The sequence below is a fragment of the Undibacterium sp. FW305-107 genome, from assembly GCF_058788535.1.
Genome location: NZ_JBYTAV010000012.1, coordinates 138,136 through 152,778 on the forward strand (window position 1 = coordinate 138,136; position 14,643 = coordinate 152,778).

At 44.7% G+C, this 14,643-nt stretch carries 17 protein-coding genes; all 17 read left to right on the forward strand.

Translation table 11 applies throughout. The annotated features are described in order from the left end of the window. Positions 1-3 precede the first annotated feature (3 nt). The 17 genes from AC3WQT_RS24490 (at position 4) to AC3WQT_RS24570 (ending at position 14,185) form a co-directional block, all read left to right on the forward strand. Positions 4-1,629: a hypothetical protein gene (locus AC3WQT_RS24490; RefSeq protein WP_492707944.1), complete on the forward strand. Its 1,626-nt coding sequence runs from the start codon at positions 4-6 to the stop codon at positions 1,627-1,629. Further along, on the forward strand, positions 1,616-3,166 hold the full coding sequence (locus tag AC3WQT_RS24495; RefSeq protein WP_492707945.1) for a hypothetical protein: 1,551 nt from the start codon (positions 1,616-1,618) through the stop codon (positions 3,164-3,166). Before AC3WQT_RS24490 ends, AC3WQT_RS24495 begins: the two co-directional genes overlap by 14 nt. A 280-nt stretch (positions 3,167-3,446) precedes the next feature. Next, positions 3,447-3,707: a hypothetical protein gene (locus AC3WQT_RS24500; RefSeq protein WP_492707947.1), complete on the forward strand. Its 261-nt coding sequence runs from the start codon at positions 3,447-3,449 to the stop codon at positions 3,705-3,707. Between the two features lie 3 nt (positions 3,708-3,710). After that, the gene (locus AC3WQT_RS24505) at positions 3,711-4,202 is read left to right on the forward strand and encodes a hypothetical protein (RefSeq protein WP_492707949.1); all 492 of its coding nucleotides are present in this window, start codon (positions 3,711-3,713) and stop codon (positions 4,200-4,202) included. Then, complete coding sequence (locus tag AC3WQT_RS24510; protein ID WP_492707951.1) at positions 4,199-5,752, forward strand: hypothetical protein; 1,554 nt, start codon at positions 4,199-4,201, stop codon at positions 5,750-5,752. The genes AC3WQT_RS24505 and AC3WQT_RS24510 overlap by 4 nt, the downstream gene beginning before the upstream one ends. Before the next feature lie 128 nt (positions 5,753-5,880). Then, positions 5,881-6,162 (forward strand): hypothetical protein, encoded by a 282-nt coding sequence (locus AC3WQT_RS24515; protein ID WP_492707953.1) that lies wholly within the window; start codon positions 5,881-5,883, stop codon positions 6,160-6,162. Beyond that, the gene (locus tag AC3WQT_RS24520) at positions 6,149-6,631 is read left to right on the forward strand and encodes a glycoside hydrolase family 108 protein (protein ID WP_492707955.1); all 483 of its coding nucleotides are present in this window, start codon (positions 6,149-6,151) and stop codon (positions 6,629-6,631) included. Before AC3WQT_RS24515 ends, AC3WQT_RS24520 begins: the two co-directional genes overlap by 14 nt. Beyond that, a complete protein-coding gene (locus AC3WQT_RS24525) occupies positions 6,624-7,046 on the forward strand; it encodes a hypothetical protein (protein WP_492707957.1) in 423 nt (140 codons plus the stop codon). The genes AC3WQT_RS24520 and AC3WQT_RS24525 overlap by 8 nt, the downstream gene beginning before the upstream one ends. 74 nt (positions 7,047-7,120) lie before the next feature. Then, positions 7,121-7,366, forward strand: a complete 246-nt coding sequence (locus tag AC3WQT_RS24530; protein WP_492707959.1) for a hypothetical protein — start codon at positions 7,121-7,123, stop codon at positions 7,364-7,366. Between the two features lie 148 nt (positions 7,367-7,514). After that, the gene (locus tag AC3WQT_RS24535) at positions 7,515-8,924 is read left to right on the forward strand and encodes a hypothetical protein (RefSeq protein ID WP_492707961.1); all 1,410 of its coding nucleotides are present in this window, start codon (positions 7,515-7,517) and stop codon (positions 8,922-8,924) included. A 298-nt stretch (positions 8,925-9,222) separates the two neighbouring features. Continuing rightward, on the forward strand, positions 9,223-9,672 hold the full coding sequence (locus AC3WQT_RS24540; protein ID WP_492707963.1) for a hypothetical protein: 450 nt from the start codon (positions 9,223-9,225) through the stop codon (positions 9,670-9,672). A gap of 16 nt (positions 9,673-9,688) precedes the next feature. Beyond that, on the forward strand, positions 9,689-10,156 hold the full coding sequence (locus AC3WQT_RS24545) for a hypothetical protein (RefSeq protein ID WP_492707965.1): 468 nt from the start codon (positions 9,689-9,691) through the stop codon (positions 10,154-10,156). A gap of 247 nt (positions 10,157-10,403) precedes the next feature. Beyond that, positions 10,404-10,937, forward strand: coding sequence for a hypothetical protein (locus tag AC3WQT_RS24550; protein ID WP_492707967.1), 534 nt, complete (start codon positions 10,404-10,406; stop codon positions 10,935-10,937). 709 nt (positions 10,938-11,646) lie between these two features. Continuing rightward, complete coding sequence (locus tag AC3WQT_RS24555) at positions 11,647-11,937, forward strand: hypothetical protein (protein ID WP_492707969.1); 291 nt, start codon at positions 11,647-11,649, stop codon at positions 11,935-11,937. A 149-nt stretch (positions 11,938-12,086) separates the two neighbouring features. Continuing rightward, positions 12,087-12,287 carry a hypothetical protein gene (locus tag AC3WQT_RS24560; protein ID WP_492707971.1) on the forward strand — a complete coding sequence of 67 codons (201 nt, stop codon included), beginning with the start codon at positions 12,087-12,089 and terminating at the stop codon, positions 12,285-12,287. Positions 12,288-12,495: 208 nt separating this feature from the next. Then, a complete protein-coding gene (locus AC3WQT_RS24565) occupies positions 12,496-13,761 on the forward strand; it encodes a hypothetical protein (protein WP_492707973.1) in 1,266 nt (421 codons plus the stop codon). Beyond that, entirely contained in the window at positions 13,742-14,185 is a 444-nt protein-coding gene (locus AC3WQT_RS24570) for a hypothetical protein (RefSeq protein WP_492707975.1), read from the forward strand. Before AC3WQT_RS24565 ends, AC3WQT_RS24570 begins: the two co-directional genes overlap by 20 nt. Positions 14,186-14,643 lie beyond the last annotated feature (458 nt).

The following is a 14,643-nucleotide window of genomic DNA, read 5'->3' on the forward strand; positions in this document are numbered from 1 at the left end:
ATCATGACACAAAATAATGCTATTGAAATTGGTGGTAATCCCACTAAACCTGCTAATCAGCTAAGCAGAAACAAATCAGCTGACTGGTATACACCATTTGGACGAATCGGTGACCAGGCTGGCATGGATTACTGGGACAATGAAATTGCCAGTAAAGGACCTGACGTCGCATATCGCAACTTCCTTACGGCCACTGCGCAGAATATGGCAAGTGGTAAGGGGGTTGGTGCCGATAGTGTCTCAGATCAGAAATTCACTAATAAATCAGCTGATTGGTACACGCCATTTGGACGGATTGGGGATCAGGCGGGGATTGATTATTGGAATAACGAAATAAAAAACAAAGGTTACGATGTTTCTCATAATGCATTCCTGGTCGCTGCTGCACAAAATCTCACGAATGGCAAAGGCGTGGGATCTGCAAATATTGAAACTCAGACACCGGTAAAACCGGATCCGATTCAGGTACCATCTTTAAAGGCAACACCGGAACCTGTTTACAACACAACGTCTATGGACAGGTCTTCCAGTTTTGACAATGGAGGAAGTAATGATTACTTGTCTCAGCTGAAAAACAAATATGGTCGTTACGTCACTGGTGACGTTAATCCATTTTTTAATTTGAATAGCTCGGCGGCATTCGTCAGCAGTCTCATGAATGGTGCTGGAGCTGGGGCCAATTTCAGTGATGCGCAAAAAGCTGAAGTCAGATATGACTACCTCAAAGCCAGTCAGGAAGCAGGTTTGCAAGGTAAGGTCAATGATCAGGACGCACAATGGTTGAAACTGGCTGGTGAGAATGGCTATGGGTATACCCAGGACAGTGTCCTGGATACCGCAAACAGGAAAGTCTTTGGTGGCAATGCCAGCCAGGCAGATCTGGATGTGCTTAATTATTTTCAGCAAGGGCCTGATGCATGGAAGAAAGGTGCTGGCGTATTTGAAGGCCTGGCTGATAAATACGGCGCATCGCCGCAAATGCGGGCGTGGGCAAATGAGATGGGCTACACGCCACTACAGGCTTCGGGCATGTACTCAAATGATCCCTATCAGGACATGCAAAAGAGGATAGAGACTTATGGTAGTCTCAATTCTGCGCAGCAGTCGTACTTGCAAAAACAATTGCAAGGGCTGTCATCCACGCAGCGTCAACAAATGCAGCAATTTTTTCCACAACAGCAAGGTGCGTCACCGCAGCAACAAACGCAGCAACAGAACCCTTATTTGCAGCCATTTCAGCAAGTCCCTGCATATAACCAGGCATTAAATACGAACTGGGCCAGCTCCAATCAGCCAAAAGGCAGCCAGTATTGGGGGCAGAATAGTGCTCAACAAGAAGCGATAAACACGCCAAATGGAAGTCAAAATTTTCCGGCGAAACAATCGAATGGGAATCAATTCCCAGCGCCTGGGCAACAATATAATAATTTTTCTCCATCCTGGGAAAATCCATATCAAAATCAATCTTCGTCATGGGGACAGGCAAATCAAAGCCAGCCATATAGCGGTGGCTTTCAAAATAATTTTCAGCAGCCCAGAGGATTGCTCAATCAGGGTTTTGGGCAGCAGCAACCTGTCAACAGTAATCAAAACCGCTATGGACTATTAAGCGCATATGGCTCTCGTTAAAATACAAAATGTCGGACAATTCGGAGTGAATAAAGATTTGTCTCAGCATGAAATCCCCGTTAATGCCTGGACAGATGCGCGTAATATTCGATTTCTTGATGGCTATGCCTACCAGTTTTATGGACATGGTGAAGTGTATAACTCCCCGCCTGTTGTGCCGCAATATGTGCTGCCAGTGACGATATCCGGCAACCGCTATTGGGTATATATGAGTGCCACAAAGTCTCATGCTGTTACATACTCTGGCGGTGTTGTCACCCATACAGACATCACACATGCAACGCCCAGAGCGGGGGTGGTTAACCAATGGACCCATGCCTTGCTGTCAGGTTTGCCAGTATTAAATGTAGGTGATACTTCAAAAGCACCTATGTCGTGGGATTTGAATTTGGTTAATAAATTTGTTGATTTACCTAACTGGCCAGCAAATACTTATTGTAAATCCTTACGAGCCTACAAGAATTTTTTGATCGCCATGAACCTGACTGTGGCTGGAACGAATAAGCCATTCCTGGTGAAATGGTCGCATCCGGCTGATCCAGGTGCTTTCCCGGCAAGCTGGGATGCTGCAGATGCAACTAAAGATGCAGGCGAAGTTGATCTGGCAGAAGCAAGCAGCCCTGTTGTCGATGGTTTATCTTTGCGCGATTCTTTTATCATTTATACAGAAAATTCTACCCATCGTATGGATTTTGTGGGTGGGCAGTCGATGTTCCGGTTTTCTAAAATACTGGGCATGTCCGGTATGCTCAACCGTAATTGCGCAGTTGAATTTGATGGCTGGCATTTTGTGGTGACGGGTTCTGATGTCATCGTTCATGATGGACAGACAGCGACCTCAGTGCTGGACAAACAGACGCGCAGATTCTTTTTTCAGAACATTGATGTCAATAATCGCAGCAATGTTTTTGTTTTCAAGAATCCATTCCTGAATGAAATTTATTTGGCGTATCCGTCTATAGGCTCTAACGTATGCGACAAGGCCATGGTTTACAACTTTGTCGACAAAACGGTTTCATTTCGTGATCTGCCTAATGTTAACCATGCAAATTACGGTGCAGTATCGAATGATCTTGGTGGTACCTGGGCACAGGATTCTGATTCCTGGGATTCTGATCTGACATTCTGGAGCGGTCCCGACTATACGCCGGATACTGCTCGAGTGGTTATGGCATCGAATGATCAGAAACTGTATATGCTGGATGCCTCTGCCTCATTCAATGGCAGCTTGCCAAGTGCTTTCCTGGAACGCCGGGGTTTATCTTTCGATACGCCAGAAAGTATTAAACTGGTCAAGGGCGTGCGCCCTCGTATCGTTGGCAATAATGGTGAGACTGTCATGGTCAGCGTAGGATATGCCAATACGCCCTATGATGAACCGGTATGGGTTACTGGCACTTACACTATAGGCTCGACTGTTGCAGTAGACTTGTTTGCCAGTGGTCGTTATATCGCACATCGCTATGCATCTGGCTCGGCATTTCAGTGGCGACTTGACTCGGTTGATCTTGATGTTGAAACAATGGGGGTATGGTGAGAATAAACAATTCAAATACGGTGGTTTATGCGCCATCGCAAGTACCAGACGACGCTGCAGAAATGCAGCGTTTTTTTTCGTCTGAGTTACAGAAAATAGCCACGGCTGTCACGGGCTTATCTCTGGGACACCTGGATAAGACTACAGTTGCGCCAACCAAGCCCAGAGACGGGGACATTCGCTACGCTGACGGCATCAATTGGAATCCAGGTTCCGGTACAGGTATGTATTACTACAAAGCCGCAGCATCTTCGTGGATATTTTTAGGTTAGGAAAAAGCATGAAAAAAGGAATACTTGGCAGCCACCATATGACTAGTGGCGGGCTTTTACAGCGAGCAAAAAACAAAGCAAATGCTTTGCGATTAGCCAATGCACTATTGAACGACCAAAGCGCAAGAACGATGGCTGCTGTTATAGCTGATCTAAAGAGACATCACGTCCATGAAACAAAAAAAATAATCCAATCGCTTGAACAGATGGCAGGAAAGCCAGAAATGATCAAGCAATTTGCGGCTGCAATAATACAGAAATTTGGGTGACACATGAATACACTCATCGAGCAAGAAAATTTTTTCTCACTTAATACGCACAAGACCAAGTCAGAAATACGCGAATTAATTTTACGACTGCAAGATCAGATGCTTTCTGCAAGAGATACCGGTAATTTTACAGAGATGGATTTCCCTGTCCGTCACTTCTTCGCTCCAGGCTCATACGGGCGCGAAATGACATTGCCTGCTGGCGGCTTAATCATCGGGAAAATACATAAGCATGCGCATTTGAACATCATCTCAAAAGGACATGTTTCAGTGTTGACAGAAGATGGGCCTGTTGAATTTCGTGGCCCCCACACCTTTGTTTCTTCTCCAGGTACCAAGCGTGTTGTGCTAGTGCATGAAGGAACAATCTGGACAACCATTCATGTTACTGACGAAACGGATCTTGAAAAAATTGAAGAGGAAGTTATCGCAAAAAATTTTGATGAAATTGATGCATTAGAAATGATTGCGAGCATAAAAGGAGAATTGACATGACATGGGGATATATCGGTGGTGCTGCAGTAAGCGTAATCGGTGGAGCGTTGCTCAAGGATGATCCGAAACCCTCGGGCCAAAGTGGCCAGGCGCAGCTGGATCCACGCATCGCCAACATACTCTTTGGCACAGGCAGAGTACTTAAGCCTGGTGCAACGCCAAGTGAAATAAATGAATCGGGCGTTCCAGTTTATGACGAAGGCGACTATATCGACGACAGTGGCTTGTTGGGGCGCTATCAGGGTCTGTTTGATAAAAAGCAAAATCAGGGACTAGCCAACTATGGCCAGGCTGCCGACAATTATCTTGGCACCAATTCTGCCTGGGATATGGGGGAAGCGAGGGATTCCGCCTTCAGATTGATGAAGAACGCCTATGATCCTGTCAGCATGCAGGCAGCACAAGGTGCTTATGCCACGCCTATGAATGCTGCCTTCAGCCAGATGCCACAAGCTTATCAGGCGGCGACTTCTGCCTTGGCACAAGCAGGTCCGGCTGCCATGATTAACGTTCCCGGGCAAAATAATCTTGGCCTGGGCCGGGCTTTTCAAGATGTGATTTATGGCGATCTCGGGAATAATCCCTATCTGGCTGGCGCTATCCAGAAAGGCTTGAATCAAAGTTCTTCACAATTCCAGAATTTGCAAAGCGATGCCATGCAACAGTTCAAGGAAGACATTCTGCCTTCTTTACGTGGCGATGCCATTATCAATGGCCAATATGGTGGATCACGCCAAGGCATCGCAGAAGGAAAGGCGGCAGATTCTCTTGCCCGCAATATGAGTCGTGCCTTGTCACAAGTCGGGCAAAACATGACAGACACTGCGGTTGCCGCGCAATCCGGACAATATAGCCAGGACAGGCAAAATCAGCTCAATGCAGCCATGGGGCTGTCAGGCCAGCAATACAATGTGGCGGGGCAGGATGCCGGTGCCAAGAATCAGGTCAATCTCAGCAATGCACAGATGGCTAACAATAATAATCAATTCAATGCAACGGCACAAAATAATGTGTTGTCGCAATTGTTTGGAGGGGCTTTGCAAACCAATTTGGCCAATGCAGGCTTCCTGCAGCAAGCCAATCAGAATAATTATCAGGGCATGCAAGCGACCAATATGGCAAACCTGGGTAATCGCCAGCAAGCCAATATGCAAAACGCAGCATGGCAGTTGGCGAATAACCAGCTTAATAGCCAAAACAAACTGAATGGCCTCAATGCGGTTACTTCACTGATCAATAATGCCTATGGAGTTGCCAATAATCAGAATGATTATGCATTGAATCAGGCTAGCAGGATCAATGGCCTCCTGTCTCCTTACATGGGCATCAGCGGCTCTTCAAGCTCGAATGGCGCATCCGCTAAGTATGGTCAGGGAGATGGTATGGGATCTAATCTTCTGGGTGGTTTTGTCAAAGGAATCGGCAACGTTTTCAGTGGCCAGGGTGCAGGCAAGGCTGGCAATAATAGCAGCAATCCTGTTTGGAGCAATTCTTCCGGCGATGCCGGGTCAAGCGACTATCCCATATGGGAATCAGGAGAAATTGTCTGAAATTTGATTGGCGTGAACACACGTCAACCTTGCTGAAAACTGGACTATGTTGTGGATATTTGCCTATCCAGTCCAGCTTCATTGTCACTATCCTGATTGAAGCCCACATATTTATAAGGACGCTATTCATGAATATTCCCAATAACGCCGAAACTGCTGCTAGTCAGGTGGTAGAGGCGATAGCCAACAATCCTAAAACTGCGTTGGCCGTGCCAGCGATCACGACCGCAATCGCACCCCTTACTTCGATTGCTGAAATACAGGGCTACCTGTCGATTGCTTCGATGCTGATAGGCATAGCCATTTCACTCATCCTGCTGCGCCAGCGCTGGGTCAGCCTGCAAACAGCAGAAATTGAAAGACAAGAAGCAGAACAACGTTGGAAAGAACATCAACATGAACAACTTTGATATTTGCATTACCCCGGTACTGAAAAACGAAGGTGGCACCAGTAATCATCCGCTCGATGCTGGCAAACTCACCAAGTTCGGTATTAGCCAGCGCAGTTATCCCAAGCTCGATATTGCAGCACTCACGGCAGAGCAAGCCAAAGCGCTTTACAAGCGTGATTTTTGGGACGCCAATCAGCTGGACCAATTCCCGTTGGTAATCGCCTTTGAATTCTTTGATTGTGCAGTTAATTGCGGCACAGGCACGGCAGCAAGATTGCTACAACGTGCAGCCGGTGTGGCTGAAGACGGTATTGTTGGCCCGATCACTCTGGCAGCAGTTGGCAAATTCAATGCTGAGAAATTGGCCAAACGCATGCTGGCTCACCGCATGCAGTTCTACACCAAATTGTCCAACTGGCCCAGTTTTGGCGCAGGTTGGGTCAACCGGCTGGCAAACAATGTTTTATGGGAGACCGATCATGTTTGAAAAAATCAATGCAGTCATTAATCTTTTTCGCAAAGGCAGCGAGGTCAGCAATGTTGAGCTCTGGAAAAACGGCGGAATCTCAGTCGCCGCTCTGGCCGCAGCATTGGGTGCGCTGGCACAATTCGGTGACACATTTGGCATTCACTTGGCCATTACGCCAGAACAGCTCAATGGCCTTGCTATTGGCGTCGTCAGTCTTATTGGCATCGTGCTCCCAGTCATTACCTCTAAAAGAGCCGGTCTATTGCCAGCAAAAGAAGGGCAACCCGCTCCAATTGAAGATCACAGCTTCATCAACGGCGTGCCTGCGATATCAACACCTGTGGCAACAGCCGCGCTGCAACACCAGCCTGACACCACAATTGTCGATAGCGACAATCCGCTTGCCGGGCTCGATACAACTTTCCGTGGTTGACTCGACCCGCGACTATCTTAAGTCAATTGATGGCATCACCCTGAAATATAAATGTCAATTTTAAAGGACAAATCATGCTGCAAATCGCCGCAACCATATTGCAAGTCATCAGCTTTCTGGCTGAACAAAAAGAGCAAATCAAAAAACTGATACTCGACATAGAAAGCCTGATCCCTGCGACACCAGGCAATAGCAAGGCTCTGATCATACGCAATTTCATCGCCACAAGCCTGAATGTGGAAGCGCAAATTGAACAGGCCTGGCCTTTCATCAGTGGCTTGTTTAATGATCTGGTCGCTGCTACCAAACGGCCAGGTTAGACAAGGAATTTTCGAAGTATAGCGAGAAAGAGGCTGTCCAGTTTTGGGCAGTTTTTTTTCACAAAAAAAATTAGTGGTTTATTGAAAGCTATGCATAAGCACGCACAAGAACAGGCATAGCGAATCCATTTTTAGACGGAAACAAACAATGGCAAATTTTCAAAGAATTTTTGGAGAAGATGGACTTCCCTATCTCATCGATACATCAAATGAAGGGGCTAATGAAAGTTTTTTTCCTTGGAGTACTGGCAATAATGATCTCGAACTAAGGTCAGATCCCCCACCATTTTCTCGTGGCATGGGTATGAATTTTGGTTACGGGCAAGATATGGCCCGCTTCAGGGAATTTCGACCGGAACGCCTGGAGTTAACTGGCGCAATATCTGAACCGGGTGAATTGGCGAAATCAGATTTTCTGCGTGCAGAAAAGACTGGATATCGGGATGGTGATTTTGCCAGACGTGACTCGGGATTCAATAATGATGCTCCAACTTTAATGCAAGAATTAACAAATTTCCCAGATGCCAGATCTTTGGATTGGTATCTGGGAGGGCCGGGAGACATTGGTAGCACGCGAGAGTTGAAATTTAAGTGGATGAATGCCCAGGCTCGCAACGATCCAGAATTTACACAAAAAATTAGAGCTAAACAAGGCTTGTTGGGGCGAATTTCGGCGAGACTGGGATTGAATGACGAGCCTGAAGAAGTCGTTATGAATTATGCCTTGCCTAAGGCGTCTAAATATTCGGATCTGAACGCAAAGAGAAATCCTAGCACTAGAAATTTAGAAGACGATATTAAGAAAAATGATTTCTATAAAAACGCAGAAGAACATTGTATTCCAATCGGCGTGTACTCAGCTGGTATCACAAATAGTCCCTTGCAGTCGTATTCAATGGGGCAATCTTTGGCTGATGAACTTGAATTGCAGGGAACGCCATATATTATGACTAACGCATATAACGCCACTCAAGGAAAGGTGCGGGATGGAATTGAATCAGCCTTGGAAAAAATGGGCATGACAAGCAACGCTGAAATTGGGACTCGTCTGGCAATTGAAGAAGCAATTGCTCATAATAAAAAACTTAAGGCTTGTTGGGGAGATGATGTTAAAACAAAAGTATTTGGGCATAGCCAAGGTACCATCATAGCAAATAAAGCGGTTGGTGCGCTTGATGATGACCAAAGGGCCAATGTTGATCTTGTGAACTTTGCACCAGCTACGGCTTTTGTCCCCGCTGGCTTAAACTCCTTTAATGGTATTGGAAACATTAACGACTCTGTGTACCGAAATTTTGGACGAAATTTCATGACCTCCGGAGGCATACAGGCATCCGATAATTTTAAAAAAAGTAATCTCCAGCGGCCCGGCTCTTACCAATTTCATGAAGTTAATTTTAAGGTTGCCAGAGACGGTCAACTGTTGAAAGATAATGCGAATCACAGTTTTCCTTTCTATCGCTGCAACTCTGAAACTAGACAGGGATTGCGGTGGCCTCAACTAGCTAACGAGCAAAAAGCGGATTGTAGATTGGCTCCATGGGTAGACACCGAGTAAAGCACCCAGTCTGGATGTGGAAGTGAAAATCGACCAAGGCAAACCTTTTCGTCAACGTCTGGTTTCATGATCTGATTGCGACTATAGAACCACTCTGTTGAAAAAATTACTTGTAAAGTATGGTTGGAAAGAGATTGACCGGACTAATATGCAGCGGGCGGCGACATAAGTTGACGCAAATTATATTTCCGTCCGAATAGAAAAGGAACATGACCTTTATCCGCGTGAATTAGGATTTAATTTGATTGATGCGGGACTGGGGCTCGGAAAACTAACTGCATCAGCATATGACTCGGCAATGAATGGCACATTGCAAAATGACGCCAAAGACGCGATTGGTGGAACGATAAAGAGAATAGGCGAAGGATACGTGACACCTGATACCGTCAGGCTGGCTATCAAGTATGGTGATAAGAAATTCATGATAGGGAACGATGGCGTCGGCTTGCAATACAAGAGCAGGAAGGCAAATGGCTTGCTTGATCAAGTTAGTCGGTTTACCTATGGCTGGGGAGATTCTGCACCAAAATTTGACAATGTTTTGGAAAAAAATCTTCCCGCCATTCCAATTCCACTCCCACAAAGTGTCAGCGTTTTAGGACAGCCTGTAAAACTGGAAGTTGTGCCGGGTTTACGTCAGAATTTGAGTGGTGATAGTATGATGACACCATCATCAAATTTTGAACTTTCTTCAAAGGCTTTTCCTGGCTTTGGTGTTTCTTTGGAGCTAAGGAAACGTAAACAATAAAAACTGAGGCGTCATAATGTGGATTGAACTGGGTAGAACATCATTTTTTAACGGTAAATTAAAATGCGTATCAGATTCATTTGATGTTAGTTCCTATGAATTCATCTGGAAAGAGCAAAGACTGGATATTCGCAAAGGTGACCAGTTCATTATGTCCACCGATGCCCGCTCCTATTTTCGATTTGGGACGACCGAGTACAAATTCAAAAAGAAATATTTTTTCATCCAGACCGGCTTCTATTCCAGTCAGGATACGTATGAATTTGGATGGGAAAGAAGTGAAAATGAACGCGGAAAAGTAGTCACTTGGGTGATCAGACACGTGGGCCATCCGGATGAGATTTATGAGCTGGTGGATTCACCAAAAAAGTCGGCGTCAAGTACCAGAATGCAGACAGCGCCGGGATGTATAGCCTTCAATCCAGAGATGTTGCTGGCATGTGTAGGGTTGATGTGGGTGACAGCAGAAATCTCCAGAGGCTAAATTTATGCTTGAGGTGACTTTGCCATTTTAAGCTCAGCTGTTTTAAATACCAGATATCCACCCGCACTCTTTTCGCGATGCACAGCTTAAGGAGTGCTAGACATGAGGGTTACTGGTTTGCTTGGACGCACCGTGACCGATGCAAATGGTAATTCCGTCCGAATAGATAAGGAAAGTGATCTTTATCCCGTGGGGGCAAGTTATGGCGTGCGAAAGTTAGTATCCGATAAACCACACTGGTCAGATAATGGAAATTAAAAATACACTCATGCTATCAATGGGATTATTACTGTCCCAGTCAATAAACGCGGCGACAGCTCTTGATGGAATTGTAAAAATATTCCCTGATAAGCCTCCTGTGTTATTTACTGCTGGAGTTTTATCTGGAGCAGATGAAATTCAGGCTGAATTTGCTGGGAAAGATGGCAAGGCGCAATGCTGCACAAAAGCAATAATTGAAAAAGAAATTCAATTAGAACCTGACGATGTTGTTACCGATGAGATGAGCAATCGGAAAATACATGCGTATCGCTTGAAATTCAGTAATTCCGTATCCTATCCAGATCCTTTTATTGGTCTTGCTGTTATTGGGAAAAATGTGAATGTTCAAGTCAAAGGTACGCAATATCAAATCACTGATAAAAAAGTGGTTTCGACCTTGTCAACTTGTTATAGCTTAGAGGGAATGCATTTGATCAGACGTGAGGGAAAGAAGAAACTCAGTCATTTGTATATTCCTCTGGGATATGATGTTGAGCCGAATTGCCCGAAAAAAATGTAGATCCAACGTAATTCAGAAATTTCTTCCCACCCAACTCCATGGAGCAAATAAAATTGGATAGAAGATTGCTGGCAATAATCCCGATCGTCAATGAGCTCAGATCTTTGAAGTCATATTTGTTAAGCCTTGGAGATGAAGATAAGTGGGGGCTAATTATTAAGTGGATAAATTCAGATTTGGAAATAATCGAACCTCTGTTAAACGATCATTTCTGGCCGCCAGTTTGGTGGCGATTTATGCACATAGATGCTGCTTTAAGTGGCACAGTCAACAATTTTCATAGACTTGACTGTGACGGAAGCTTTCAATTTTGGGAAGAATTTCGCCCAGGTTTTATCGACGGGAGTTTTCCCGTACGTGACGAGATCATGGCTTGGGTTGATAAAATCAAAGCAATGCGTCTAAAGTCCAAGTAGCATTTCAACTACTCATATGCAATTCTCAGGGGGCAGCGAATTTTTTCTCAGAGTAAACTACAATTGTCGTTTACTGATCAACGACGGGTTGCGGTGATAAGGTAATTATTTTTCACTTCTCTCTTCACCTTCATTCTTTTGAAATTACCAATCAAACCGCCATCACACATATGACAAAGTGATGGTGATCGTTGTTCTGTACTTAATGGTTTTTTGCGGGCTTTGACGTCTATGATAGAGAAGAGACGCTTGATCCAGAACTTAATCGCTATGATCCAAATAAATTAGAGGGTTTGAAAGAACTTTTTGATAAATATTATTTTGGCGTTGGTGACGATCTCAGTAAGGAAATTAAGGTGCAGGCGTTCCAGGCGCTAGCGGGTGCTCTAAAAGACAGCGAATATGATTTTGCATCTTTGCTATGCAATCAGGCAGATTTCAATTCAATTTCTTTGCCTTCACATTGGAACATTGAAAACCCAAGACAATTTTTCAAAAATATTTACTGCATTGTAAAAGATAGATGGGAAAAAGATTTTTTTGCTTCAAGATATTTCCCATTAGCTTTGACTGAATTCGATTGAAGTTAGTTTTGAAATGCTGCGGAAAGATATGTTGAGGGTGTTGAGGGCAAGTCGCATGAGGAAGAATTATTTTCAAGAAGGCGTTACAAGTGGATGGCTGAATTTGATCGAAATTTTGAAACTCTATATGCAAGCCATCAGCATTATTATTGAACACAAAGAGCAAATCAAAAAAACTGATACTGGACATAGAATGCCTCATCCCTGCGACACCAGGCAATAGTAAGGCTTTGATCATACGCAATTTCATCGCCACCAGCCTGAATGTGGAAGCACAAATTGAACAAGCCTGGCTTTTCGTCAGTGACTTGTTTACTGATTTGGTCGCCACAACCAAACGTCCGTACTAAATCGTAACAGTGATGTGAGTATTGAGATTGGCTTCTGTTTCACAGATTGTCGTCTTACATCATTTTCACCACGCAAGAAAGTCCTCCACGCCGCTTTTACGAACATATGTCGAATGGCAGGACGATGTGCGTCCACTCTGTCAGAGCATATCAACTACACCACCTGCGGGATGCAAGGGCATGCTGCAACCAATATCAAGAGGAAAATATGGCGTACAAACTTTACGAAGATGAATCTGACTTGTCTGATCTGTATAAAGATTTGAAGCTCGATGAAGACAGCAGTTACTTAAATGATCTGAATACACCCAGGGTTGACCCAAGAACGTTGCCGGGTTATGCGGAAGCACAGCGTGACTTTGGCTACAGCCTGCCTATCTCTGACAGCAGCAATTTATTTGCCCCCGTTGCCATGCCAGGCCGGGGCGCGATAGATGACGATGTTGATCTGGCCAAGTCCAACTTCTTGCGATCAGAAAAATCTGGATATGAAACCGGAGACTTTGACATACGAGACCTGAGCCGTACTGGCGACACCATGACAGCGCTTTTCAAAAAGAACTATGGTTATACACCAAGCGCCGGTGAGTTGATTCAGTATACCAATCTGAATGGTATGGGTAGCCCACATGAGTTGAGTGTGAATAGAGTAATAAATAGTCCAGGCTTGGATAGCTTGCATCAATCCGATGTGAGCCAAGCACAGTTAAATGCATTCTGGTCAAAAAATGCTGAGTTCAAAAAAAATCGGGATGTCAGAGACGCCATGCAGAGTGAGCAATTGCGCTTGATAAATCGAGGGCAATCTGCCAGTGCTGCAATAAAATCACAAGATATGGAACGTTTTTTCGCAGATCGCGCTGAAGATGACCGAAAAGAGTTACTTTATTTTAGTAACCAGGGGAAAGATGCTCCAGTAGCAATCCCATATAATGCGTTTCCAAGAGATAGTTTTCCTGTTCAGTATGCTCAATCATTTGGTGACCATTCAAAGTCACGTAGTACCTACCACAACTATGCAGAACTCTCACCGGCTAGTTGTGATGTTAGTGAAAAGTGGTGCAATATCCCAAATATATACAATGAAGGACTCTTGTACAATGGCGCACCAGGGCAAGAGGGTAGAGCGGAAACAGGGAAAGCTCAGCGATTGACCGGTGGAAATAATATTGTCCAGGCACTCGATCCTGAAAACCATGCGCTTGTTAATATCACCTTACCTGGACATGCCATGCGAGACGGAATCGTAACGCGTGCGCCGGTTCAAATAGGTAATAAAATCAGAATGTTAACGTGGGGTGTCGGGCAGAACGTTGAAATGCCAATTATACCTGGCATAACATTGTCATCTAAGGACATGGCTGATTTAAATACCACGGTTGGGAAACCAAATAATCTCTGGTATATTTTTAAGAACAATGACGAAAAAGCTTTCGAAAGGGCGAAGCAAGCATATGAATTCAAGAAAAAGTAAGGTGATCTGGCCTTTGGTTTGGTTCATCGGGACACCTATAGTTCTCGCGGTGATTATTTTCTTGTTTTTTTCAATGAGCCATCAGGTCGTTAAAGAAGAAAAGCCTGCGCTTCAATATAGTTTGACTCTGGATGAAAAGACTGGCTTAGATTTTGAAGAAGCGTTAAAAGAAAAATCAGCCTCTAAGTCCTTGCAGTATGAGAGAAATACTATCGTGACCCTCTTGAGGGATGACTCTTTGCAAGAGCAACTGCACTGTTTCTCGACTAAAAAGGGACAGTTCGATTGCTGGTTACAAAGCCCGCACAAACCGACTTGCGAAACTACAGCCAGCAACTTGCAAAATTTTCTTGTGAATATCGCCCAGGAGAAAAATATTAAGTTCATATGCAAGGTAGGAAGCTCAAGCGAAAGTAAGTCTTAAAACTTGTTTTCGATCTTCTGTGTAAAGGTGGATGGGCTTAGGGTGGAAAAGCTGCACCCCAAGTCATGCTGAAACTCGCGGATCATATGCAACTTCACGACCACCAGGGTTAACTAGGAAGCACAAATTGAATAAGCCTGGCCTCTCGTCAGTGGCTTGTTTAAGGATCTTGTAGCCACGACGAAGTTACCTGGCTAGACAAAGTATTTGCAAAGCATGTTGGAAAAGAGGCTGCCCTATCTTGGGCAGCCTCTTTTTTTTCCATAAAAAATTAGCGCTCTGCTGATAGCTATATAAACCCAGGCAAGGGCCGCTACGGTAAACGCCAAATATCCTGGATTGAATGTACATTTTGTAGATAAACATGGGCCTGATATTCCTTTGAGACCTAATCTTGAGCAACGAGCGATAGACGGAACACACCCTAGAACGGGAATTACACCAAACTCTGTCTCGCC